The sequence below is a fragment of the Paenibacillus kribbensis genome, from assembly GCF_002240415.1.
Taxonomy (GTDB): domain Bacteria; phylum Bacillota; class Bacilli; order Paenibacillales; family Paenibacillaceae; genus Paenibacillus; species Paenibacillus kribbensis.
Genome location: NZ_CP020028.1, coordinates 215,388 through 237,957, shown reverse-complemented (window position 1 = coordinate 237,957; position 22,570 = coordinate 215,388). Strand labels below are relative to the sequence as shown.

The 22,570-nt window shown below is 42.8% G+C and carries 27 protein-coding genes; 14 read left to right on the top strand and 13 right to left on the bottom strand.

Annotated elements, in window-relative coordinates:
* Positions 1-396: 396 nt before the first annotated feature.
* Entirely contained in the window at positions 397-1,233 is an 837-nt protein-coding gene (locus tag B4V02_RS01015) for an HNH endonuclease (protein ID WP_094153450.1), read from the bottom strand.
* Positions 1,234-1,424: 191 nt separating this feature from the next.
* Between B4V02_RS01015 and B4V02_RS01010 the strand changes: the two genes are divergently transcribed.
* The gene (locus tag B4V02_RS01010; protein WP_094153449.1) at positions 1,425-2,918 is read left to right on the top strand and encodes an alpha-amylase; all 1,494 of its coding nucleotides are present in this window, start codon (positions 1,425-1,427) and stop codon (positions 2,916-2,918) included.
* A gap of 63 nt (positions 2,919-2,981) precedes the next feature.
* Here the strand turns inward: B4V02_RS01010 and gpmA are convergent, their stop codons facing one another.
* The 3 genes from gpmA to B4V02_RS01000 form a co-directional block, all read right to left on the bottom strand.
* Positions 2,982-3,731 (bottom strand): 2,3-diphosphoglycerate-dependent phosphoglycerate mutase, encoded by a 750-nt coding sequence (gpmA, locus tag B4V02_RS01005; protein WP_094153448.1) that lies wholly within the window; start codon positions 3,729-3,731, stop codon positions 2,982-2,984.
* Positions 3,732-3,990: 259 nt separating this feature from the next.
* Positions 3,991-4,197, bottom strand: coding sequence for a hypothetical protein (locus B4V02_RS26410; RefSeq protein ID WP_244188430.1), 207 nt, complete (start codon positions 4,195-4,197; stop codon positions 3,991-3,993).
* The gene (locus tag B4V02_RS01000) at positions 4,182-4,721 is read right to left on the bottom strand and encodes a copper amine oxidase N-terminal domain-containing protein (protein ID WP_244188429.1); all 540 of its coding nucleotides are present in this window, start codon (positions 4,719-4,721) and stop codon (positions 4,182-4,184) included. The genes B4V02_RS26410 and B4V02_RS01000 overlap by 16 nt, the downstream gene beginning before the upstream one ends.
* Positions 4,722-4,995: 274 nt before the next feature.
* Here B4V02_RS01000 and B4V02_RS00995 point away from each other — a divergent pair, with 274 nt between their 5' ends.
* The 6 genes from B4V02_RS00995 (at position 4,996) to B4V02_RS25750 (ending at position 7,952) form a co-directional block, all read left to right on the top strand.
* A complete protein-coding gene (locus tag B4V02_RS00995) occupies positions 4,996-5,436 on the top strand; it encodes a sigma factor-like helix-turn-helix DNA-binding protein (RefSeq protein ID WP_094153447.1) in 441 nt (146 codons plus the stop codon).
* A 64-nt stretch (positions 5,437-5,500) separates the two neighbouring features.
* Entirely contained in the window at positions 5,501-5,698 is a 198-nt protein-coding gene (locus B4V02_RS00990; RefSeq protein WP_094153446.1) for a helix-turn-helix domain-containing protein, read from the top strand.
* Between the two features lies 1 nt (position 5,699).
* Positions 5,700-6,434, top strand: coding sequence for a ZIP family metal transporter (locus B4V02_RS00985; protein WP_094153445.1), 735 nt, complete (start codon positions 5,700-5,702; stop codon positions 6,432-6,434).
* A 111-nt stretch (positions 6,435-6,545) separates the two neighbouring features.
* Positions 6,546-7,109: a hypothetical protein gene (locus B4V02_RS00980; protein WP_208618700.1), complete on the top strand. Its 564-nt coding sequence runs from the start codon at positions 6,546-6,548 to the stop codon at positions 7,107-7,109.
* A gap of 242 nt (positions 7,110-7,351) precedes the next feature.
* Positions 7,352-7,660 (top strand): hypothetical protein, encoded by a 309-nt coding sequence (locus tag B4V02_RS00975; protein ID WP_094153444.1) that lies wholly within the window; start codon positions 7,352-7,354, stop codon positions 7,658-7,660.
* 118 nt (positions 7,661-7,778) lie between these two features.
* The gene (locus B4V02_RS25750) at positions 7,779-7,952 is read left to right on the top strand and encodes a hypothetical protein (RefSeq protein ID WP_157739692.1); all 174 of its coding nucleotides are present in this window, start codon (positions 7,779-7,781) and stop codon (positions 7,950-7,952) included.
* A gap of 422 nt (positions 7,953-8,374) precedes the next feature.
* On the opposite strand, the gene B4V02_RS00970 is transcribed toward B4V02_RS25750, so the two are convergent.
* Positions 8,375-9,256 carry a copper amine oxidase N-terminal domain-containing protein gene (locus B4V02_RS00970; protein WP_094153443.1) on the bottom strand — a complete coding sequence of 294 codons (882 nt, stop codon included), beginning with the start codon at positions 9,254-9,256 and terminating at the stop codon, positions 8,375-8,377.
* A 232-nt stretch (positions 9,257-9,488) separates the two neighbouring features.
* Between B4V02_RS00970 and B4V02_RS00965 the strand changes: the two genes are divergently transcribed.
* Together B4V02_RS00965 and B4V02_RS00960 are read left to right on the top strand one after the other, a co-directional pair.
* Positions 9,489-10,178, top strand: a complete 690-nt coding sequence (locus B4V02_RS00965; protein ID WP_094153442.1) for a hypothetical protein — start codon at positions 9,489-9,491, stop codon at positions 10,176-10,178.
* A gap of 480 nt (positions 10,179-10,658) precedes the next feature.
* On the top strand, positions 10,659-10,970 hold the full coding sequence (locus B4V02_RS00960; RefSeq protein ID WP_094153441.1) for a hypothetical protein: 312 nt from the start codon (positions 10,659-10,661) through the stop codon (positions 10,968-10,970).
* A gap of 14 nt (positions 10,971-10,984) precedes the next feature.
* Here B4V02_RS00960 and B4V02_RS26035 read toward each other — a convergent pair whose 3' ends face one another.
* Together B4V02_RS26035 and B4V02_RS00955 are read right to left on the bottom strand one after the other, a co-directional pair.
* Positions 10,985-11,152, bottom strand: coding sequence for a hypothetical protein (locus tag B4V02_RS26035; protein WP_014280161.1), 168 nt, complete (start codon positions 11,150-11,152; stop codon positions 10,985-10,987).
* A gap of 22 nt (positions 11,153-11,174) precedes the next feature.
* Positions 11,175-11,549 (bottom strand): hypothetical protein, encoded by a 375-nt coding sequence (locus B4V02_RS00955; protein ID WP_094153440.1) that lies wholly within the window; start codon positions 11,547-11,549, stop codon positions 11,175-11,177.
* A gap of 518 nt (positions 11,550-12,067) precedes the next feature.
* On the opposite strand from B4V02_RS00955, the gene B4V02_RS25745 reads away from it, so the two are divergent.
* Positions 12,068-12,232, top strand: a complete 165-nt coding sequence (locus tag B4V02_RS25745; protein WP_157739691.1) for a hypothetical protein — start codon at positions 12,068-12,070, stop codon at positions 12,230-12,232.
* A gap of 158 nt (positions 12,233-12,390) precedes the next feature.
* Here B4V02_RS25745 and B4V02_RS00950 read toward each other — a convergent pair whose 3' ends face one another.
* The gene (locus B4V02_RS00950; protein WP_094153439.1) at positions 12,391-12,633 is read right to left on the bottom strand and encodes an aspartyl-phosphate phosphatase Spo0E family protein; all 243 of its coding nucleotides are present in this window, start codon (positions 12,631-12,633) and stop codon (positions 12,391-12,393) included.
* Between the two features lie 237 nt (positions 12,634-12,870).
* A complete protein-coding gene (locus tag B4V02_RS00945; RefSeq protein WP_094153438.1) occupies positions 12,871-14,223 on the bottom strand; it encodes a helix-turn-helix domain-containing protein in 1,353 nt (450 codons plus the stop codon).
* Positions 14,224-14,451: 228 nt separating this feature from the next.
* Between B4V02_RS00945 and B4V02_RS00940 the strand changes: the two genes are divergently transcribed.
* From B4V02_RS00940 to B4V02_RS00935, 3 genes are read left to right on the top strand one after another with little or no spacing between them, the layout of a single operon-like run.
* Positions 14,452-14,904, top strand: a complete 453-nt coding sequence (locus B4V02_RS00940; protein WP_094153437.1) for an AbrB/MazE/SpoVT family DNA-binding domain-containing protein — start codon at positions 14,452-14,454, stop codon at positions 14,902-14,904.
* A 48-nt stretch (positions 14,905-14,952) separates the two neighbouring features.
* Entirely contained in the window at positions 14,953-15,153 is a 201-nt protein-coding gene (locus B4V02_RS26405; RefSeq protein ID WP_244188428.1) for a hypothetical protein, read from the top strand.
* Positions 15,132-15,845 (top strand): DNA-binding protein, encoded by a 714-nt coding sequence (locus tag B4V02_RS00935; protein ID WP_244188427.1) that lies wholly within the window; start codon positions 15,132-15,134, stop codon positions 15,843-15,845. Before B4V02_RS26405 ends, B4V02_RS00935 begins: the two co-directional genes overlap by 22 nt.
* Before the next feature lie 150 nt (positions 15,846-15,995).
* On the opposite strand, the gene B4V02_RS00930 is transcribed toward B4V02_RS00935, so the two are convergent.
* The 4 genes from B4V02_RS00930 to B4V02_RS00915 all read right to left on the bottom strand — a co-directional run bounded on the left by B4V02_RS00930 (position 15,996) and on the right by B4V02_RS00915 (position 20,985).
* On the bottom strand, positions 15,996-16,736 hold the full coding sequence (locus B4V02_RS00930) for a Bax inhibitor-1/YccA family protein (RefSeq protein ID WP_094153436.1): 741 nt from the start codon (positions 16,734-16,736) through the stop codon (positions 15,996-15,998).
* Positions 16,737-16,908: 172 nt separating this feature from the next.
* The gene (locus tag B4V02_RS00925) at positions 16,909-17,196 is read right to left on the bottom strand and encodes a hypothetical protein (RefSeq protein ID WP_007432964.1); all 288 of its coding nucleotides are present in this window, start codon (positions 17,194-17,196) and stop codon (positions 16,909-16,911) included.
* A 234-nt stretch (positions 17,197-17,430) separates the two neighbouring features.
* Positions 17,431-19,725: a glycoside hydrolase family 2 protein gene (locus B4V02_RS00920; protein WP_094153435.1), complete on the bottom strand. Its 2,295-nt coding sequence runs from the start codon at positions 19,723-19,725 to the stop codon at positions 17,431-17,433.
* A gap of 195 nt (positions 19,726-19,920) precedes the next feature.
* Positions 19,921-20,985, bottom strand: a complete 1,065-nt coding sequence (locus B4V02_RS00915; RefSeq protein ID WP_094153434.1) for a LacI family DNA-binding transcriptional regulator — start codon at positions 20,983-20,985, stop codon at positions 19,921-19,923.
* Positions 20,986-21,186: 201 nt separating this feature from the next.
* Here B4V02_RS00915 and pepT point away from each other — a divergent pair, with 201 nt between their 5' ends.
* On the top strand, positions 21,187-22,422 hold the full coding sequence (gene pepT / locus B4V02_RS00910; protein ID WP_094153433.1) for a peptidase T: 1,236 nt from the start codon (positions 21,187-21,189) through the stop codon (positions 22,420-22,422).
* The last annotated feature ends 148 nt before the right edge of the window (positions 22,423-22,570 follow it).

Here is a 22,570-nt window from a genome sequence, read left to right as displayed (position 1 = left end):
TATCTATAAACTCTAGCAATAAAACATTCTATGAACTCGCGCCCTTAAACATGCAAGAAGCACAGCTTAAACCGGCCTATACCCTAAAGGGCAAGACTGATTATCGCAGATGCCAATTGTATATTGCTCGGACGGTATTCTGTTGTTGTTACTGCTGCGGAATATCTCACGAAGCGCTTCTTCGTGACTATAACAGGCCGAAACGGAACCCTATACCTCTATATACCTCTATATTACACTTTTTACAACACAAACGTCGAAAAAATTTTAAATTTACACAAAATTCTGCAAATTTTTATTTGTTATTTTAGATAAAAATTAGAATAAACTCGTTTTCTGTCCAATTTTACCGCTCAAATGGGCACTACTATAGGCTGATACTCCCTCAGGAACACCCTACGTATGCAAGATGTCCTCAGAAGTATCTGAATCATCGGGAGCCTCGAAATCATCAGGAGACGGGAGCGGCACACCGGACTCGATGAACTCTTCTACATCACGGGCAGCTTTAATCTGATTGCACTCGTTGCAGGCACATACACAATTGACCGGCGTCGTATGCCCACCTTTAGCCCGAGGCAGTAAATGATCAATTGTATCACCATAGCCGCCGCAGAAAAAGCAGGTATAACGGTCACGCTTGAGCACGTATTGACGAAATTCCTTGTTACTGTAGAGCCTGCGAACGGTGTATGGGTTTACAATCACCGCCATGCGCTCTCTAACCAAAGTCATCGCCAAATCAAGTTCAATCTCCTGATGCCAGCGTCTCCCCTGATCGGATTTGCCTCTGAGCCGAATCATGCCGTTGCGATTGAGGCGCAGCGCACGGGTATCCGCAGGCTTTAGCCTGCCAAGCAGATTCCGCACCCGCTGCCGATGGCGCTCACGCGCCTTATCTGTGACCGGCTTTCTGCGGGGTAGGTAAGCTAACAGGTCAGGCTGTGCTGATATATCCAGACTTGGGACAACCTCACCTGTCCCCAGGTTATGCCGCGTAATGGAAGCGGCCAAGGACTTCATTTCCTCGCCGGAAGAAGGGGTAGACGGAGCCACACGCTCTTGTGCGGCTAACCCCCGGCAGGAACGGCAAGGACCACGACGGGAATACGGACCCGCCCGGCGACCGGTTCTGCGCTGAAACTCCGTTAGCGGCTTCAACTCCTGACAATACGTACATTTTTTCATCAGCGGCTCGCCCGCTTCATTTCTGTTTTGCTGCGGTTCCGTCATGTTCTTCCCTCCTTCCTCCGTCGCTCATGCTTCTTCATGGGTGACCTGAAATTTGTACCCCTGTTAAGTTAGATCCATTTTATCGTGTTCACGTTTCCTTTTCTAGCCATCGTTTAGCACCATATTAACCGTCTGACGTTTAGCCCCCCTCACTTGGTGGGTAACTTGTTATATATGGAGGAGGGACGCATATGAAAAGGAACCATACGATGATGCAGTTTTTCGAGTGGAATGTCGCAGCAGACGGTTCTCACTGGCAGAAACTTGCCCGCCTGGCACCGGAGCTGAAGGCTAAAGGAATTGACGCGATATGGATTCCACCTGTCACCAAGGGCCAATCGCCCGAGGATACGGGATACGGCGTCTATGACCTTTACGATCTGGGCGAGTTTAATCAAAAGGGTGCGGTACGCACCAAATACGGAACCAGGGAAGACCTTTTGGAGGCTGTTGCCGCCTGCGTTCGCCACGGCGTGACCGTCTATGTCGATCTGGTCATGAACCATAAGGCCGGTGCGGATGAAACCGAAGTGTTCAAGGTCGTCGAGGTTAACCCGGATAACCGCAATGAGGTTATTTCAGAGCCCTTTGATATCAAAGGGTGGACTAAATTTACATTTCCCGGCCGTCAAGGTCAGTATTCCACATTCCAATGGAATTTTGAACATTTTAACGGAACTGATTATGATGCAAGTCAGGGCCGGACAGGAATTTATCGTATTTTAGGCAAAAATAAAAGCTGGAGCAATCATGTAGATGATGAATTCGGCAATTATGATTATTTAATGTTTGCCAATATTGACTATAATCATCAGGATGTGCGCAGGGAAATGATTCGCTGGGGCCAATGGCTGGTGGATACCTTGCAATGCAGCGGATTTCGTCTGGATGCGATCAAGCATATCAATCATGAATTTGTACGGGAGTTTGCCACGGAAATGATCAAGAAGCGTGGACAGGATTTTTATATGGTGGGCGAGTTTTGGAAGCCGGATCTGAAATCGTGCCAGAAGTTCCTGGATACCATCGATTATAAAATCGACCTGTTCGACGTATCCCTCCACTACAAACTATATAGCGCTTCCTTGGGTGGCAAGGATTTCGATCTAAGCACCATTTTCGAGGACACGCTGGTTCTTACCCACCCCTTAAACTCGGTCACTTTTGTCGATAACCATGATTCCCAGCCCCATGAAGCGCTCGAATCCTGGGTAGAGGACTGGTTCAAGCCCAGCGCCTATGCGCTCATTTTGCTGCGCAAGGACGGTTACCCCTGCGTATTCTACGGGGATTACTACGGCATTCAGGGGAAAACACCCGTGAAAGGCAAGCAGGCTGAGTTAGATCCGCTCCTGTATGCCCGCTACCATAAAGCCTATGGAGAGCAAAAGGATTATTTGGATGATCCCCATACGATTGGATGGGTGCGTCTGGGTGTCCCTGAATTGGAAGGCTCCGGCTGCGCTGTAGTGGTCACCAATGCAGACAACGGAGAAAAGCGCATGTTCGTAGGGAAGCAGCGCGCAGGAGAGCAATGGACTGATTTGACGGGACATCACAATCACGCCGTAACGATCGGGCAGGACGGCTACGGCGTATTTCCGGTTCGCGCCGGCAGCGTATCGGTATGGGTACTTCCCACTGGAAAAGACAGCCGGGGAACAGAAGACGACGTGGAAGCTTAACTTTATTCAACACAAAGAGGACAGGATGCGAGGTAGCGTCCTGTCCTCTTTGGTATCTTCCATTTACTCCGTCACCTTGCTCTGATTGGCTACGGCCTGCTTTTTCGCCTCCACATGACTCGGATCACCCAAATAGAAGCGTCGGATAGGATCTATATGATCGTCCAGCTCATACACCAGCGGAATGCCTGTCGGAATATTTAAATCCAGCAATGCGGCCTCGTCCAGATTCTCCATATACTTGATCAATGCGCGTAACGTATTGCCATGTGCGGAAATGATAACTCGATCCTTTTTGAGGATCAACGGCACAATCCGCTGCTTCCAAAACTCCCCGACCCGGTGCACCGTATCCTCCAGACTTTCCCCCAGCGGCAGTTCCTCCGGCTTAATATGGCGATAACGCTCTTCCCTGCGCGGACTCCGTTCATCCTGCTCATCCAGCATGGGAGGCCGCACTGTCAGACTGCGCCGCCAGATATGAACCTGTTCCTCGCCATATTCTACAGCAGAATCCACCTTGCTAAGCCCTTGCAGCGCACCGTAATGGCGTTCATTCAGCTTCCATGACTTCTGCACGGGTATCCACAAATGATCCAGCTCATCCAGGATGTGATACAGCGTGCGGATCGAACGCTTTAGCACAGAGGAAAATGCCAAGTCAAACGTATACCCGGCCTCCTTGAGAATACGCCCCGCCTCGATGGCCTCATGCGTTCCCTGTTCAGTCAGGTCTACATCCGTCCAGCCTGTGAACAGGTTTTGTCGGTTATACACACTTTCTCCATGCCTCACCAACACCACTTGATACATACACCCACTCCTCTCCTGTCTGTCATGATGTTTATGTTTACCCATCTTCTATGTATTTAACGTAAAATGCAATTTTTAAACCATTTCTTCTTTGGTATCCGTTCTATCTTCCTTGGATCTACTTTCAAAACGGTTTTGATCTGAAGCATTTCAGCCTGGCGCTCCCCCTGGAGCTTTTTTCTTAGTAAGACTTGGAGAGTTCAAAACGAAAAAGGACGTCCCTTACTGCTCTCAGGACGTCCAAGATGAAGTGAATATTCTATTTAATTTGATCTTTCCTTACTTCGCCGGAAATAGGTACAATAATATCCGCTAATCCCGTAGTATTTTTAGGTAAAGCTTGCGTTACTGGCTTCTCGGTCCCCACTTTACCGTATGTGACACTATGATCCACACGTTCTTGTAAAAAATAATATTGTGTTTTGTCTTTCGGCGGCTGTTTTCCTTTTTCTACCGTTTCTTCCACAAATCTTCTTCTACACCTTCCCATACTAAATGTTTAACATCATCCTTAATTTCATAGTAAGTATATAAATTCCCAACAACATAATAATATCTCAATGCTTCTCCTTCAGGGAAAATATACTGATAATAAGCACCCTCCTTGGTATTATGAAGCGTATTTTCATCCTTAGAAGGAAGATTTACAGCGATTTTACGTGCCGCCACCAAATCCGTACCTTGATACAACTTCTTATATGTTTCTACTTGGTCAGCACTCCGGATAATGACAGTATTTTTGTCCGCTTTCCACTCCACCTCTGCTTTAAAGGCTTCGCTGATGAAGCGCAAAGGCACAACAACGCGATTCTTGTTCAATTGAGCAGGCACATCTAAAGTAAGCGTTTTTTCTCCATAAGAAGCTTCTTTTTGACCGATCGTAAGTACAAGCTTTTCTTTCACCCCAGGAGCATTGACAGTCACCGTCTTCTGGCCAGCATCCCAGACTAAATTGAGCTTTAGCGGCTTCAAAGAAGCTAAAGAAACCATAGTTCTCCCTGCGACAGAAACGGGTGGAGCATCTGAATTAACGACCTCACTATTGATAACCAATTGAATCGACGGTGCAGCAGAAAGATAAATTACCTCCTTATTTCAATAAGCATCCTTACATAAGACGTATCAATTAACCGAAAAGTTTCTAATCTATACCAAAAATTTCTCTAAATATATATTGCGTTACGTAACGCTATATTGTATAATATGGACAACGCTTCTTATTTCTTAGATTCGATATCAACTTTCTTACTAAAGGAGGTCCAAAATGAAAAAATTCTTCGTCGAAAATCCCCAATCTATAAGAGAATTTCAATTTATAAAATATATGGCAACCCTGATACATTTCAACTCGATGAACTATGGAAAAAAAATCCGCAGAAATTACGAAAGATTTCCAACAATTTTAGATCAGGCAGTTTCTTCAGAAGAACCTGACCAAACGTTATTAGACTTAGTCCCTTGCAGATATCAAGTCGAACAAATCCTTGATTTTGAACCATTAGAGGATCAAATTACAAACTCAAAATTGTTTGCCGGGTTTGAAATGCTAACAAGTCAAGAAAAAGTCATACTTAATTACTCCTACGTAAAAGAAATGAGTGACACAACCATTTCTACTATGCTTGGATTTTCCCAACAGTATGTATCAAAAGCACGTAAAAATGCACTGAGAAAATTAAGACTTTACTTAGAGCAAAAACAATAAGATTTGACCGCACTAGACCAATTTTTATGGTAAATAATTAGATAAAATAAAGGAGTGAACGACCTTGGAACAGTTAAAGAATTTAATTTTACAGGCTCAAAAAAATGATAAAAATGCCACTATGTCAATAATTGATATGTTCAATAACAAGCTGCAGAAGTCGTTATATCAAGTCCCCTTCCAAGAAAGAGAAGACTTATCTCAGGACCTCTATGTCAAAATGATTGAAGTTATAGGCAAATTTAAAGTAGGGAGTGAGTAGAATGATTTGGAGTATTATTTTTGTATCATTAATCAGCATTGTGTGTGTTCTTGTTGGACCATTAGTAGTGTTATCTGGTAAAGTGATGATTTCAGAGCTGACAAACCTGCGAATCATTTTTCTCAGCGCGGGTCTTTTTTTAGCTTTGGCTACAACAGATCTTTTACCCGAAGCCTTTGAAATTAATCCACATGCAGGTATTTATTTTGCGTTAGGCATCATGGCTCTCTTTCTAATAAACGGATCTCATAACCATTGCTATATTCATTCTGTTCATTCTGCTCCCATTAACAAAAACACATTTCGAACTTTCTTTGCCATTATACTGCTGCACTCTTTTTTCGATGGCTTTAGCGTGATTTCTTTATTCCATATAGAGACATACACCAGTATTGCCGTTTTAATAAGTATAATGCTTCATAAATTTCCGGAAGGTTTAGCAGTGGCTTCATTCCTATTCTTTATGCTTGGAAATAAAAGAAAAGTCTTGATTAGCCTCTCTATCATCATTTGCTCTAATATACTCGGTAGCGTGCTTAGTATATTTTTGATTCAGTCTGTAGAAATGTTTCAGTATAACATAAGCGTAATTCTATCAATTACAGCTGGATTTTTCATATTCATTTCTTGCGTAGAAATTCTACCTATGCTGGATAAAAGCCAAACAACAAAGAATAAATTTTATTTTGTTTTGGGGTTCGGTATCATTCTCATATTGCATGGATTACTCCATTAAATCTCATCAAATAATTCAATTATTGAACTTTCTTCCAAAAACATACCTCTCAAGTTCCTTTTATGGTAAAATAATCATCACCAATCAAATCCATATGGGGGGGGCTTAAACATGAGGAAATCCGTTTACCTTTTAATATCCGCAATATTGTTAACGACAGCAATAGGCTGTTCAAATCAAAATCCAGCTACCAATTCGAACAAGTCAGAACAGAATACAGACACTACGATTACTCAAGAAAATAAGAATGCTTCTGACATCCAAAATGTTACACAAATTGCTACGCAGTTTAAACAGACTGAATTTGAAGTAAGTGACTACCATAAAGAGATTACACCAGACTGGGTAGAGCAAAGAAAAAGTAAATTAGAACCGCTAACGACGACAAATTTTTTAAAAAAACAAACTGATAATCGCAGAATTGCTCTCCCCCTAGAAATTGCTTCTCTTGAAAAAACAACTTTATCACTTGAAGATCTCCAAATCCAAGAAAAAAACACAACAAAAGAATCTATAGAACTAACATATTCTGGAACACTTGTTTTGAAAGATAAAAATGAAAAAATTCCTTTAGAAGGTCAACTCACCTTCTTAAAAGAAAATGATACTTGGAAAGTTAATAACGATTTATATAATGTAGAAAAGCTTCAAGAAATCTTAGATAAACATAAGTAAAAATAAAGATGGTATTCCTTTACTTTTAGGGGTACCATCTTTATTTTTACTTATAGCTTTTTGTTACTATTTAACTATTAGCCTAAATCATCAATTATTTGTACATAAGCTTTCTTAATCTCAACTGAAATTTAAGACTTTGGTTGTTATTTTCACTACTCGCGCTTCTTTAATAAGTATAAGGGAAAATTACTTTAAAGGAAATTTCCTTATAAAAACAAACAATTAAAGGAGAGATTTTTATGTCAGAAGCAGTATGTCCTTATTTCGGTAGTTATCATCAAATGCGTCCTCAAGGTTTTGCCTTTTTAGCTGACCAAAACAACAAGCGCATTCTTTGGGAACAAACACCGGGGCTCTACAAATGTAAATGTGGCGAACGTTTCATCTCTGAAGGTTCGCCTGAAGCGGGTGGCGTTATTGGTAACTACGTCACAGAAGGTGGTATCATTAGAGCTGCCACTGTTGAAGGTGTCGGGGTACTGATAATTAACAAAAGCCTTATCCGTTACACAAGCAGTCGGACATTGCCTGGATTTCACTTCGTGTAATAAAGCAAACGTATGTTTAAAAAAAAGAGCCGATGTAAAGTTCGGCTCTTTTTTATTTCAAACCTTCTTTACCTACATATGTTATAATAAACATTTAATATAAAGGAGGTGTTTGATTATGGGTGTTCGAAATCCACCTAATCAGTATGACACTGAAGCACATAAAAGAAAACACGAAGAACAAGAGCAGAAATACTTATCAGGAAGATTCAGTTTTTTACGTAATGCAGTAAACTTGCTTATTGTAGTTGGTATTTTTGCGGTCATTATTTTAATCATCAAATTTTTCTAATCCAAGCAGTTCCCTTTCCTTACCAAACATCATACGCAACTCCTCTCTGATCTATTTTCAAATCTGTTAATCATAAAGCATGATGGTGGAGCTCAGCGCCAGCGAATCAGTTCATGATGTGTGTATGCCATCTTTGATTCAGCACACAGCTTACGCTCCGTGAGCTGCGCAATGCTAACGACAGGAACGTAGAGCGCCTTGGCTAGGGCGCTCTAGTTATCGGCGTGAGTAGCTAGCGGCCCAGCGGTGCGTACTGGCTCTTAGGTGGCCGCTCTTGTCTCCTTAGAGCCAGTAGCATGAGCCTGTTTCCCCTGCTCTTGTCCTGTTGTTCTTAAGCCTATCGACTTCCTGAAGCTCGGATCGGAAAACATAAATAAAGGACGTCCCTTATTGCTCAGGACGTCCAAGATGAAGTGAATAATCTATTTAATTTGATCTTTCCTTACTTCACCGGAAATAGGTACAATAATATCCGCTAATCCCGTAGTATTTTTAGGTAAAGCTTGCGTTACTGGCTTCTCGGTTCCCACTTTGCCATAGGTAACACTATGATCCACACGTTCTTGTAAAAAATAATATTGTGTTTTGTCTTCCGATGGACGCTTTCCTTTCTCTTTCATTTTCTTTCTCGAATCTTCTTCTACACCTTCCCATACTAAATGTTTAACATCATCCTTAATTTCATAGTAAGTATATAAATTCCCAACAACATAATAATATCTCAATGCTTCTCCTTCAGGAAAGATATACTGATAATAAACACCCTCCTCGGTATTATGAAGCGTATTTTCATCCTTAGAAGGAAGATTTACAGCGATTTTACGTGCCGCCACCAAATCCGTACCTTGATACAACTTCTTATATGTTTCTACTTGGTCAGCACTCCGGATAATGACAGTATTTTTGTCCGCTTTCCACTCCACCTCTGCTTTAAAGGCTTCGCTGATGAAGCGCAAAGGCACAACAACGCGATTCTTGTTCAATTGAGCAGGCACATCCAAAGTAAGCGTTCTTTCTCCATAAGAAGCTTCTTTTTGACCGATCGTAAGTACAAGCTTTTCTTTCACCCCAGGAGCATTGACAGTCACCGTCTTCTGGCCAGCATTCCAGACTAAATTGAGCTTTAGCGGCTTCAAAGAAGCTAAAGAAACCATAGTTCTCCCTGCGACAGAAACGGGTGGAGCATCTGAATTAACGACCTCACTATTGATAACCAATTGAATCGACGGTGCAGCAGAAAGCGGAATAACAAATGTTAAGAATATACCTAAAGTAAGCATAGATGTAAGAAAGATTTTCTTCATACCCTAACCAACCTCCAATAATTTGTAATTACACTAAATTATAAACGTTTTAAACAAGAAAAAGTTTTGTTTTTCAAAAAAAATTATATTGCGTAACGTTACGCTATATAATATAATAAAAACACGGTAAGCGTTTGTTGCAGAATGATTGATGAGTGCCGGGAAGCGCCCCATTCTGTTCCCCTCCAAACTCCTTAACCTATAAAATTTAAATTTTTGGAGGTATCATATCATGGCAAAAGAAAAATCTTATGAATATGCTAAATTCGCTAAAATTCACCCTACTACAGGAAGATACACCAATCTAGGTTTTCAGGCCGACGTAACCTTACCTTCGTCCAAATCACTCCCACAAGGGGGATCATACATTAATATCTATTGTGGTATGGCAGGATTTGAGTGTGGTATTTCGGTTAAATACCGTTCTGATTTTATGGATTCCAGAACTGGAACCTACCAATGGCACTGGTTCGCAAATGGTCCTGAAGGACAAATTGACGGTCCAATGTGCGAATACCGTGATGGCGAAAAGGTCCATATTAAGCTGGTGCGCCTGGAGGAAAATGACCACGTGCAATTTATTGTGGACGGCGATAAGAAATTTACTTCCGCGCATGCTTATGGCGAGAGCACCTACGCAACGGATGACACTTGCGCTCGTTTTATCATTGGATCTGAAATAACTCGCTATCCAACCCTGCCGTCCAGTCTTCCGCAATGGAATCTGTCCTTCTCTAGACTTCAAATTTCCGAAATGAGGTTCAAAAAGGCGACAGGTGCTTGGATTAACGTAAATTCAGGAAATGCGACAGCAAGATTGTCTCATACTCCAGTAGAAATCACCCCTCCTTCACCAGTAAATTTCAACGGTGTTAGCAATGACCTGGCAAATGGGCGATATGCTGTTTCCATGACTGTATAATAGATACAGCTTCAAAAAAATAGCGATTCGTTACCTAACAATCACTATTTTTGAAAGCAGGTGCTAATATGGAAAATCTGTCCCTTTGGGTTAACTTGATCAGTAATGTGGGCTTTCCTATCATCATAGCCATTCTCCTATTAAGAAATTTAATGAGCAGCATCCAAGAGCGCCTGGATGAATTGAACAAAACCATGAACGAGTTATTGGAAACCATAAAAAAACAGAATAAATAAAAGAAACGAAAATAACTCCATATTTATTTATGGAGTTATTTTCATAATAATTCATTTCAAAATTTGAAACCTTTGGAAAAAAAGATGCGTTTAATAGAGTATCAAAAAGCATTGAGCAAAAACATGTGTTCGTATATAATATAGTAAGATATAAAAGATACAAAAATCCCTAGACAATATTGCGTTATTACACGTAGCGTAATATAATCAAATAAAAGGAAATACGAGGGGGAAATCACTAACAATGGACTTTATTTCTCTCACTGAGAGCTTTTCTCCACTACAGGAATTGCCACCTTCTCCGTTATTGCTACATGTGCATGAAATCCTTAACTCCGAGGATACCGACACCAAGATTGCTATGAATATTGCTGACAAACCAGATTTTTTTAGTTTACTTCTAGTAACAACCAATACAAAAGAAAATTATTGGAATGCACACCTTTTCTATATGGATCAGGTAGAGAGAAATAACAAGCAGTATCGTTATCATACCTTCTCCATCACCGAGAGCCTACACCTACATAACTGCCTGTCCGAACTCTTCAAAGGATAATAAAAAGGCAGGACTCAATTTGAGTCCTGCTTTGCTCCTTTCACTCTTTGGTATTCCTCTTCAATAATTCTAGTTAATAGCTCTGTAGCGGTAATTCCCAGTTTTTTAGCCGTCTCTGCTAATTCCTTTTTGATATATGCAGGAACATCATAGTGAAATTTAACTTTATTTCCATAAGCCATTGGTTAGCCCTCCTATTTTAATTCAGTCATTATTCATCACTTCCTGATACTTCTGATCAATGAGGCGAATTAACAATTGAGTAGCTGAGGTATCCTGTAGATCGGCACACTCGATGAGCTTTTCTTTCACTTCCGGAGCAAACTCATAGGGCAGTTTAAGTTTCGGCTCGGACATCCTCCCCCCCATGCTTTTTTCAACTTGAATCGCTTTGTTTATCATCAGTTCGAGAGAATCCTTATCTACGTCATTAAACTCGGTATATTTTAAAAGAACTCTGGATAGGTAGGATTTTAAAGCCTTCTGATTATCCTGATTTAAAGCAATGGTTAGGGTATCATCTTGTATGTCCAACTCACAATCAAAGTTGTTCCCAAACAAATTGATATTATATTTCACGATTACACTCCTTTATCAAACATTAAATTTTTGTTACTTATAATATACTTTGTTTCGTTATGTTACGCAATATTTTTTAATAAAAATATAGTACAACAATTGGTATTTCAATATTAACTTACCATCCTTTTTGTCCTAAAAGCATCTATATTAAGCACCAAATCTGCGCAGGATCTGACCGAATTATCAGTTGGGCGTGGATCTTGCATTACTCTTTTTCTGAACGATAAAAGGTATCACCGTAAAAGGCTTTACAGACGATGTATTCTCTTTTGATTGAGATTGGATTAATTTTCCGACCTTTTTACTAGTTCAAACCCAAAATCAGTGGTTGACGTTGAGGAAAAGGAGAGTGGAAGGACACGGTTCTTCAAAACTGACTGGTCCAATTACAACCAGGCTAACGATTACTCGTTTAAGGCATCTAGCAGTCAGTTCGTAAACAATGAACAGGTTACCGGGTATATGAATGGTCAGCTTGTATGGGGGATTGAGCCGTAAGGAGGTAAGAAAAAGGGTTGGATCGGGGGCTATGCCCTGCTCCAACTCTTTTTGTTGTGTTAGGCAAGGCAAGGGCGCTAGTCGATTACATTCAATCAAAATGCCAGCTTGTAGCGCTCACGATTACGTGTGAAGTAGTGGCGGCGCTGGCAGATGTTGTTCCATTTTTATCCTCGCCCTAAGTTCGTTTGCATTTGTTAACCGCTAATTTTAGTTTTGAGCCTTTTTACTTTTTGTCTCTTGTCCACCTAGCAAAACGTCTATATTGACCAAATTATTACATGGGCATGTATTTTTATTTTTTTCTCAAATAATTCATTTTATAGAATAATTATGAGCATTATGTGGGATTGGGAAGAGGAATATTTTTGCATAAGGAAGGAGTGATTTCTGAGGTTTCTGACTGAACAAAGTGATGTTTATTCTGATACATACGATTGTACTGATTAATTAGTTCGTTCAAAAGCATAGCCTGCTCAAGTACGCAAGCATGTCCAAAACCATACTGTTTATAAAGATCATGCAATCGTTGTCTGGCACTTTCGATCTGTTGATTTAACGTTAAATTTTCATCATTGTTCATGTTCATTCCCCCCCTGATAAATCTCATTTTAGCAGGTAATGAACAAATGCATTATGATCATTTTTTAGCCAAAACAACAAAATAAACAAAAAAAGCCAGCCTAAGGGCTGGCAAAGGTAATAATTCTTATTGATTAAGCTGTGCCAATATGATCTTGCGGTTGGAATACTCCAAAGGTTGGATTTTGAACTGGTACTGGTACTACGAATACCAGTAAGAAACTAGCTGTTATTAAGGTTAAAAGCTATCTTTTTTGTCAGTTCTTTCCCACATATCATACCCAGCCAGTATTTCAAGAGTGGCATAGGCTTTGAAACGCTCAAACAAGCCAACACAATTGGCAATAAGTAGTCCATGGTTAATTGTAACAGCTTTTTCATAAGCGTTTATTAAACATTTGAAACCGTATGGATATCTACCTTTGTTCAAGCTGTATTTAGCCAGTTTGTACCAAAATCGCGCTTGCTGTTGCTGTAGAAACGGCTCAACAGGAGATGGTTCCTTATACGACGCAATTTTAGGTTCAAAGCGATGGATGATGTGATCCACATCAATATTGTATTTATTCGCTGCTTCAACTATATTCAAAAGTTCATTAAAAATGTGTTGTTCGCCGGATATATATTCTACGTAGTCCGATAGGACACTAACATCTCCAGTCATAAGTCTATTTACGTAAGTATTAATTTTGGCCCATTGCTGAAATTTACCTAACCAATGGAGTGTATCTGGATCATTTTCTTTAACCCAGCTTAGATCAGTATAGCCACGTATATGATCTAAAGCCTTTGCATGATCTCCATTCGCATCACAAGCATGTGCACACAACAGTTCAGCGTAGGCTATGTATACAAAAAGAGGCCTGCTAAGTTTCTTATCAAGTTTAATTTCCCGTTTGGAGTTATGAACCAAACCGTACTGAATTTGTCCTAATTTATACATTTGACGTGAAAATTTATAGACCTTATCCCACAAGCTCAATGATCTATACACGTTGGCCAAGTCCTTTAAGGCATCCAGTTGGTCAACTTCATCTAAACGATCGACAAAAGGTTCGAATCTAGCAGCCGCTTGAAGATTTTGAGTTTGATCTTCCCCGATCCGGATGCTAAATAGCCGATACTGGCATAAAGCAAGCCGTTCTGAATGCTGCTTTCTTTCACTCACAGCCACGTTTTCATAAAGGTAAGCTGCTGTGTCCCGATACCCTTTGTGGAACAAATCCTCAGCTAGTTCAAAGAGTGAATGAGTGTAGATCGGACTATCTAGAAACATACTTACAGCACGCTGTAAGCAATCCAGTCGTCCTAACTCAACACAACGATATACGAAAGGTTTTACTCTCCGCCAGTTAAGTGGAGATTCTTCAACACATTCTTCAACGAATCGCTCATAAAAATAATCCGGTGGTAAATTCATGCCCATCGTAATGCGATCCAGTTGATTAACAGATAAAGAACGATTGCCTGTGATGAAGCCGCTAACAGTACCTACATTCAAATTAGTGATACGGCCAAACTGGGTCATACTTAAGCCTTTCTGTTTGAGATATTTTTCAATTTCTGCCCGAATCGTAGGTGTTATTTCCATGAATAAATCACCCTTTCAGCGTGAACTTTGGAAGTCTGCAAATTTAAACAAAAAGAAGAATTGGAAAACTTATAATATAATGAAATATTTGTATGTTTTCAATATACCATCTATTGGTACAACAATAAATACCTCTTTTTGGAGAACATTGGATTTTATACACAAAAATCATAGGTGACCGTTCAGAGAATGAAGTGGGTTTCTATCATCTGATAAGGAGGATACCAATTGAAGAGAACAGGTATGACACGTCCCTTGGATACGTTAGGCCGGATTGTTATTCCGATGGAAATCCGAAACTCGATGGGGATTGAGATTGGCGAGCCTTTAGAATTTTATATGGACGTTGAACAAGGTTTTATGGGCATAGGAAAGTATAGTAGCGGGGTTTCGTGTAATTTGTGCAAATCATTTCTGGATCTAACCTATTTCAAAGGTTTACTTCTATGTAAGCAATGTATCCTCGACCTGAAGGGAAACGTAGGTGTTCGTCCCATTCCTGCCCCTATTGTTAAGGAGCCTATGCACAAAGAAAAAAAAGTAAAACGGCGGTCATCACAAGAACTGATTGAAAGCCTAAAAAGACTCATGCGGGAACATCCCACAGCCAAGCAGAATGAATATGCGGAATGGCTTGGCGTGTCACAAGGCCGTATTTCCCAGCTTAAAAAGTTATTATAGCGTGCGCTCCGTTATAGTGAAATGAATCTATCTTATGGAGGGTTAGTGATGGAGAATCGTTTTAAAACAGAGGAAGAAATTTATTTGTTGTCTGAACACGTGCATCCCCTAGATAAGGGGTTTGAATTGTTTCGGCTAAATTATAGACAAAATGATTGGGCAGAAGCGGATCACGTCACTGATCACATTTTAAATATGGCTGAACGCAGTTATAACAGTAGACAAAAATGGGTGACGTTGTTCCTCTAAATCAGATGCTAAAGCACCCACTTATCTTTTATTTTGGATACGGATACCTGGCTAAATCCATCGTTCTTCAGAAGCAAGGTCTTTTTGATCGAGCAAGAGAATATATAGCTCAATATGCTGACTTAGGATGGTACGAACATGCTACGGACGAAGATATACAGGAAATAGAACGTTTTAAAGGATTGGCAGTGGCCAATGGATACGCTGTAGACTTATTATCAGGGAATAAGGAAATATTGAAGGAGTACAATGAGTTTTTACAAGAAAACGATGAGGAAACATTGCCCGGATTAATCACAATTTTTGAGGCAGCAAACATAAATGAATGGAATATTGACGAGTATTATTCTTATATTCCCGATCGGCTAGAGACCTTTTCCAGCTTTGAAGACCTTGGAAATCGTGTGTATTATGTGAAATTACTTCATCAACTAGCTATCTATAACATAAATCAGCAGCGGTATGGTGTCGCCATAAATGATATTCTGAATTATTTGCAAACAGCAGTTATAATGGATCTATACAGGGAATTCATTACAACTATTGCCATGTTCGAAACCGTTCGTCCGTTTGCAACAACGAAACAGCTGACAAAGTATCAAAATATCTTACAGGGAGTGTATTCACATGAGAAAAATATCAGTAGTTACATTTATGCTGATGATATTTGCTCCTTTCAATCACGGTGTTAACGGGTAACAGCAAAGACCACTTGCATCAGCAGATAGCCCTCAGGCTGTCGGGACTTTCTCTAACAGCCTGAGGGCGATTCAGCCGTCCTCTTCTCCTTATCCTGCACCTAACTGCACATTAAAGTGAAACTATTCATGAATCGCAGACACTTAGTCCTCCTTGCTGAACTTGGACAACAGCTCCAGAATCCGCACATACAGCCATACCAGAGTCACGAGCAATCCAAATGCGCCGTACCATTCCATGTATTTGGGTGCTCCTTGCTCGGTCTGCTCCTCAATAAAATTAAAATCCAGCAGCAGATTCAAAGCTGCAATGATCACAACAAATAAACTGATGCCGATGCCAAGCCAGCCTGTCTCATGGATATACGGAACATTCATACCGAAAAAATTCAAGATAAAGTCTACCAGTGTAACCAGAGCAATGGCCAGCGTACACAAAACAACGAATGAGATAAAGCCCCGTGTCACCTTGATGATTCGCTGTGTGTACATAAAGAGCATCAGTAACAAGATACCCACCGTCAGCAAAATGGCATTGGCCACAATGCCGGGGTATTCATACTCCATATAAGCTGAAATACCACCCAAAGCAAAGCCACTGAAAATCGCATAGATTGGTGAAAGAAGTGGAGCTGTTTTTGGAAAAAAGAATATCGCAAGGGCCATGCCGGCCATGCCGAACAAGCCTGCGGTCATCATGGATAGTACCTCTATGATCCCTTGGTCATTCATATACCAGGTTATACTGCCAGAAACGATAAGCAAAACAATTAGAAGCAACGTTTTGTTTACCGTTCCTCCAATGGTCATGCGTTGTTCACTAGCTTCCCTTTCATCTTCTCGCAAAAAAATGTCATCACGTAAAACCGGATTGCTTAAGCTCATTCAGGGTGCTCCTTTTCAAATGTGTTAGTTTCTAAGTTTGATCTGTCGATTCTCTATGTCGTATATGTATATATCGGCACAACCCCAAAAAAGTTTCAGAAAGTTTCAAATAAACAAAAAAACTCTAGCTCACTTTGCAGCAAGCCAGAGTTAGAGGATCAGTCGTCACAGATTAAAAATCAGCTGTAGCAATTTGGATCGTGCCCGTTACAGCTCCGGCTGCGGTAGCTTGGAGAGCGGCTACCAGCAGCAGAGCAACTTCCAACGTAAGACTGTTGGCTGCCGGGATAACATACGTGATCACAGGTGCGTTAACACGGGTAACGACAAGATTAACCGGATTCGCACCCGTATTATTCACGGTAATTGTAGCATTACTGCCGCCATTCAAGTTTTCAAAAAAGGATTTACCCACACCCGCAGCGAGATTATAGATTTGCGAAGGTAAAAGGATCGCCATAGAACTCACCTCCCTTGCGTTCGATAGTGTATTCTATGCCTTCCAACCTATGAACGTAATTGTTAATTGACTCAGGAATAAGACACAATTTACGAGATTTATAGATTAACGCACCTTAAAATACACAAAAGAGGGGTTGCCCTCTCAGATTCTTGCAGAACCTGCGGACAACCCCTTTTAAATAATGGAAACTTACCTAGAGTATAAAGCCATTTGTATATTGCCTTTGTATCCTTATTTTACGATAATGCTCAATTCCTGCGGACTAAAACGGGAAGGGGCGGAAACCTTCACGCAAATATTGCCAGCCTCACCCTTCGTACGAATCCAGAACGCAATACGCCCGCCAATGAGCGCCAAGCTGGATGGGCCTATCAATTCACCCACTCCCTCGACCTCCACCGAAACGGGATCAGCATAGAACGGCAAGCCGTTGCCGTATTCGTCCAAAGCGTCCACCACCACTCTCGTCACGTCCCAATCACCCGCCTCCAGCACGGTATCGTCTGCGGACACCCGCAGCTCCGTCGGCACCGGATTACGAGAGTAGCGTCTGCGAATCACTTCTTGACCGTCCACATACCCGATGAGCACCGCATCTTCCCACTTCATGCCCCATTGGCCTGTCAGCTCGTCGATAACGACGGGAGGATGTGGAAGCGCCGGGTACTTCTCTCGGCTCGGACGATAAACTCCCTTGCGCTCATCACCGTAGATAAACTCCACCTCATCACAATTGGTGAACACGACCAGCGGCACGATGCCTCCTATATTTCGCTCACCACGGGACCAATACGTAACCGGCTCCATCACAATTTCCTGCTCGGCATGCTTCTGGCTGCGGTACACATTTGCTGCAAATTTAGGCAGACGAAACATATCCATGACACCGTGATAGCAAATTTTATCGCCAGAACCAAAGTCGGCATGTGTATTATAGTCAAAAGCACACCAGCCAATCGCTCCGGCAATGCCCTCATCGGCATAGGAGGCATTTTGCACTCGTGTATGGCGCAGTGCATGCTCCATCACCCGTTCCTCCTGATCAAAACGTTTGGTCGGATACATATGCCCGTTATATTCCGTTACCAGATAAGGGACCGGGTGATCCAGCTTTGTAACAAAAGACGGCTGGCGCAAGCCTGTCGTTTCACCATCTACGCCCTCTGTATCATCATACGTATCGAAATTGCGAATTTCCTTCGCCAAATATTTTTTATGCCCACCGTCATGAACAAAATCGTTCATCGTATATACATCTTCCAGCAGCTCGCTGCCTACAATATAACGCACACCGCCCGTAGCGCGGGTCGGGTCCAGCTTGCGTGCAAGCTCATTGGTACGGGCGTACAGATCATGGTCATCCTGCGATTCATTAATCCGTACACCCCAGATCACGATGGATGGATGATTGCGATCACGGATAATCATGTCCTCTACGTCCTTTACTGCCTGTTCCTTCCAGGCTTCACCGCCGATATGCTGCCAGCCCGGAATTTCCTCAAAAACGAGCAATCCAATCTCATCACAACGATCCAGAAAATGACGGGACTGCGGGTAATGCGACGTCCGCACCATGTTCAGACCCAGTTCTTCTTTGAGTATATCGGCATCACGTCGCTGCGCTCTTTTGGGCATCGCATAGCCGACATACGGGTAAGACTGATGGCGGTTCAAGCCGAGCAGCTTGAGCTTCCGCCCGTTCAGGTAAAATCCATCCGGCTGGAATTCGGCTTCGCGGAACCCGAAGCGCACGGTCAGCTGATCCAGCTCTTCCCCGTTACGCAGCAGCGTCAGCTCTGCTTCATACAGCTTGGGATCGTCCAGCTCCCACAGTTGTAGACCGTTCAGCTCTTTCAGCTCCAGTGCCATATCGCCCGCAGTCACTGCTGTCGGTCCGGTCTCCGCCTTCAAGCTGTCTCCATCCAGCAGCCGTAAGCCGACCGCTAGATCATCCTGCTGAGCATCCATTCCCTCCAGCTCGACGGTCACACGTACCGCTTTGCTCGCCGCGAGCGGCTCCGGCGTCTGGACGAATACCGCTCCGAAATGCACAGGCTCGACGATTCGCAGCTGCACCTCCCGGTAAATGCCGCCGTAGGTCAGATAGTCGATGACTGCCCCAAAGGGAGGAATGTCGTCCCGTTCCGTAGAATCGACGACAACCGTGAGCATATTGGAACCGCCATATTCAGCAAGCTCGGTCAATTCAATGCTGAATGGTGTATAGCCGCCTTTATGCTCACCCGCCTTTACTCCGTTCAAATATACCTGTGCATAGGACATAACCCCTTCAAAATCGACATACACCCGCTTACCCTTGGCATCTGCCGGAACATCCAGTTTTCTTTTGTATGTGGAAACAAACTGAAACGCCTTGTCGTCAAAATAATTATACGGCAGCTCCACATTGGTATGCGGCAGCAGAATGGGTTCATACCGACTCACATCAATCCCTGCATTTACTTCACTCTCGACATATTCAGGACGGTAAAACCACTGGTCATTCAACGGCAAAATGGTACGCATGGGCAGTCACCTCAACCTTTTATTTTTTACTCTTATATAGAGTAAAATATTCAAGTAAAAATAACGAGTAAAACTTAGTAAAATAAATATATTCCTAATGTAAGCATTTACAAAACAATTGTCAATTCTATTTTTGTATCTGCTCATAGTAAAAAAAAGCTCCGGTAAACTGGAGCTGTTCAAATCAACATCATTTTATTGGGTATAGGTATGCAGCGGCGCACTGCTGTTGCGAATCATCAGCTCGGTCGGAATGGTAACCTTCCGCCCCACCTCGTTCGGACCGTTACGCACCGTATGCAGCAAAAGCTGAACGCCTGTCTCTCCCATCAGCTCGGTATACGTTTTGACCGTTGTCAGGGAGGGAGTCAAATATTCGGCTGTCGGAATATCATTGAAGCCAACGATTGAGATACGTTCCGGGACAGCAATACGATGCTGTTCCAGCGCCTTCAATGCTCCAATAGCCACTGAATCGCTCGCAATGAAGAAAGCCGTAGGCAGATGCTCCGAGCCTGCGAGGATCGCAGCTTCCATCGCCCGAAAGCCATCTGCCGCCGTTCCGCCGCACTCATGAACGTCATCCGATGTACATAATCCGTGCTGCTCCTTGTACTGCAAAAAAGTCTCATAGCGGGCATCCAGCTCTGCCAGTCCAGCATCATGGGCTTGTTCATCCCGCCCCATGCCCACATATCCGATATGACGATGCCCCGCGTCCATCAAATAATCCAGTGCATCGGCTGCAGCGCGCGCGAGGTCAATGACTACATAGTCTGCGCCCATGCGCTCCACCGAGTGATCCAGAAAGACACAAGGAACGGGCAGCTCCAGCATGTGCTCTACCTCTTGGCTGCTAAAATGTCCCAGCACAATTAGCCCGTGCAGCCCTTCAGACAAAGTCTTCAGGGCGACCAAATCTTCCCGTCTGAAAATGCGCTCCAGCTGCGCCCCGCTTTGGCGGCACTCTTTTTCCACACCAAACCGGATGGACAGATAATAAGGGTCCTCCAATTCCTCGTATGCACTCATCCAGTGCACCATCCCCAGTCGGATCGGACCCTCCGCCTTTTTGCGGGGCTGACGGCCGATACCGCCATTTTTACGTTTAACAGTCGTATATTTCATCCGTTCGGCAACTTCAAAAATTTTACGCCGCGTTTCCTCTGACACCGACAAAGTTTCATCATAATTCAGTACTCGGGAGACCGTGGATATAGAAACCTCAGCCTCCTGAGCGATATCTTTTAACGTAGGCATTGCAGACTCCTTTAATGGTTTTACTTCATTTTTACGTCCTTTTACTGTTATCTTACCCGTCGTACCCGTGCAACACAACCCATCATCTGAAAAGCCCAACCCATTTTTTTCATATATAAGTCCAATCATGATAAAATATATATCATTAGAGTTTTGGAAAATTCCCATTATATCAGTAATGACGCCAAGGAGGATATACACATGAAACAGGAACTGATCGACCGCCTGACCACTTATGTTCAGGTAGATACCCAATCCGACGAAAGCAGCCACACCTGCCCCACCACACCAGGACAGCTCACATTGGGCAATCTCCTGGTAGATGAATTAAAAACCATCGGCATGACGGACGTAACCATTGATGATAACGGTTATGTGATGGCGACCCTTCCTTCCAATACGGATAAAGAGGTTCCCGTCATTGGCTTTCTCGCACACCTTGATACGGCAACCGAGCTGACTGGCGCAGGGGTAAAACCGCAACTGACAGACTCTTATGACGGAGGAGATATCACGCTGAATGCGTCGCTTGATGTGGTGCTTTCTCCACGTGAGTTTCCCGAGCTGGCGCAATATAAAGGCCACACCCTGATCACCACAGACGGTACCACCCTGCTTGGAGCAGACAACAAAGCCGGGATCGCAGAAATCATGACAGCCATACACTACCTGATAGATCACCCGGAAATCCAGCATGGCAAGATCCGCGTTGCCTTTACACCGGACGAGGAGATTGGAAGAGGACCGGAACGCTTTGACGTAGCTGCTTTTGGTGCTGAATATGCTTATACCGTGGATGGTGGACCGCTCGGAGAACTGGAGTATGAGAGTTTCAACGCGGCAGCCGCCCATATTACCATTCACGGGGTGAATGTCCATCCCGGCACAGCTAAAAACAAGATGATTCATGCCGCCAAAATTGCCATGGAACTGCATAGCCGTCTGCCTGTGGATGAAGCCCCGGAATATACGGACGGATACGATGGCTTCTATCATCTGCTGGAATCCACAGGCACGCCAGAGCATGCAAAGCTGTACTATATTATCCGTGATTTTGACCGTAAGAGCTTTGAAAACCGGAAGGCTTATTTAACGAACGTGGTCAAAGAGCTGCAAGCCGCTTACGGAGAAAATCGCATTACGCTGGAGCTGAGAGATCAGTATTACAACATGAAGGAGAAAATCGAGCCTGTCAAACATATCGTGGACATTGCGTATGAAGCGATGAAAAAGCTGAATATTGAGCCTATTATCAAGCCAATCCGCGGCGGTACAGACGGTTCACAACTGTCCTATATGGGACTGCCTACACCGAATATTTTTACGGGTGGAGAGAACTATCACGGTAAGTTTGAATATGTATCGGTGGACAACATGGTGCTTGCGGCCAAGGTAATTGTTGAAATCGTTCAATTGTTCGAACAGCGCGGCAAGTGAAACCATGCAGCAGCTAGCCAATAATCTGACGTCGTATATCGTAAAATAAATAATCGGCATAAAAAAGGGGAGCCCACTGAACGCAACATGCGTAAAAGTGTGCTCCCATTATTGTCAATGGCCCTGCCGGACCTCCTCATGATGGAAA

What these genes read in the sequence shown, in the direction of transcription:
- B4V02_RS01015 (WP_094153450.1), bottom strand. Translation starts at nt 1,233, where the DNA reads ATGACGGAACCGCAGCAAAACAGAAATGAAGCGGGCGAGCCGCTGATG.
- B4V02_RS01010 (WP_094153449.1), top strand. Translation starts at nt 1,425, where the DNA reads ATGAAAAGGAACCATACGATGATGCAGTTTTTCGAGTGGAATGTCGCA.
- gpmA (WP_094153448.1), bottom strand. Translation starts at nt 3,731, where the DNA reads ATGTATCAAGTGGTGTTGGTGAGGCATGGAGAAAGTGTGTATAACCGA.
- B4V02_RS01000 (WP_244188429.1), bottom strand. Translation starts at nt 4,721, where the DNA reads ATGGTTTCTTTAGCTTCTTTGAAGCCGCTAAAGCTCAATTTAGTCTGG.
- B4V02_RS00995 (WP_094153447.1), top strand. Translation starts at nt 4,996, where the DNA reads ATGAAAAAATTCTTCGTCGAAAATCCCCAATCTATAAGAGAATTTCAA.
- B4V02_RS00985 (WP_094153445.1), top strand. Translation starts at nt 5,700, where the DNA reads ATGATTTGGAGTATTATTTTTGTATCATTAATCAGCATTGTGTGTGTT.
- B4V02_RS00980 (WP_208618700.1), top strand. Translation starts at nt 6,546, where the DNA reads ATGAGGAAATCCGTTTACCTTTTAATATCCGCAATATTGTTAACGACA.
- B4V02_RS00975 (WP_094153444.1), top strand. Translation starts at nt 7,352, where the DNA reads ATGTCAGAAGCAGTATGTCCTTATTTCGGTAGTTATCATCAAATGCGT.
- B4V02_RS25750 (WP_157739692.1), top strand. Translation starts at nt 7,779, where the DNA reads ATGGGTGTTCGAAATCCACCTAATCAGTATGACACTGAAGCACATAAA.
- B4V02_RS00970 (WP_094153443.1), bottom strand. Translation starts at nt 9,256, where the DNA reads ATGAAGAAAATCTTTCTTACATCTATGCTTACTTTAGGTATATTCTTA.
- B4V02_RS00965 (WP_094153442.1), top strand. Translation starts at nt 9,489, where the DNA reads ATGGCAAAAGAAAAATCTTATGAATATGCTAAATTCGCTAAAATTCAC.
- B4V02_RS00960 (WP_094153441.1), top strand. Translation starts at nt 10,659, where the DNA reads ATGGACTTTATTTCTCTCACTGAGAGCTTTTCTCCACTACAGGAATTG.
- B4V02_RS26035 (WP_014280161.1), bottom strand. Translation starts at nt 11,152, where the DNA reads ATGGCTTATGGAAATAAAGTTAAATTTCACTATGATGTTCCTGCATAT.
- B4V02_RS00950 (WP_094153439.1), bottom strand. Translation starts at nt 12,633, where the DNA reads ATGAACAATGATGAAAATTTAACGTTAAATCAACAGATCGAAAGTGCC.
- B4V02_RS00945 (WP_094153438.1), bottom strand. Translation starts at nt 14,223, where the DNA reads ATGGAAATAACACCTACGATTCGGGCAGAAATTGAAAAATATCTCAAA.
- B4V02_RS26405 (WP_244188428.1), top strand. Translation starts at nt 14,953, where the DNA reads ATGGAGAATCGTTTTAAAACAGAGGAAGAAATTTATTTGTTGTCTGAA.
- B4V02_RS00935 (WP_244188427.1), top strand. Translation starts at nt 15,132, where the DNA reads ATGGGTGACGTTGTTCCTCTAAATCAGATGCTAAAGCACCCACTTATC.
- B4V02_RS00930 (WP_094153436.1), bottom strand. Translation starts at nt 16,736, where the DNA reads ATGAGCTTAAGCAATCCGGTTTTACGTGATGACATTTTTTTGCGAGAA.
- B4V02_RS00925 (WP_007432964.1), bottom strand. Translation starts at nt 17,196, where the DNA reads ATGGCGATCCTTTTACCTTCGCAAATCTATAATCTCGCTGCGGGTGTG.
- B4V02_RS00920 (WP_094153435.1), bottom strand. Translation starts at nt 19,725, where the DNA reads ATGCGTACCATTTTGCCGTTGAATGACCAGTGGTTTTACCGTCCTGAA.
- B4V02_RS00915 (WP_094153434.1), bottom strand. Translation starts at nt 20,985, where the DNA reads ATGCCTACGTTAAAAGATATCGCTCAGGAGGCTGAGGTTTCTATATCC.
- pepT (WP_094153433.1), top strand. Translation starts at nt 21,187, where the DNA reads ATGAAACAGGAACTGATCGACCGCCTGACCACTTATGTTCAGGTAGAT.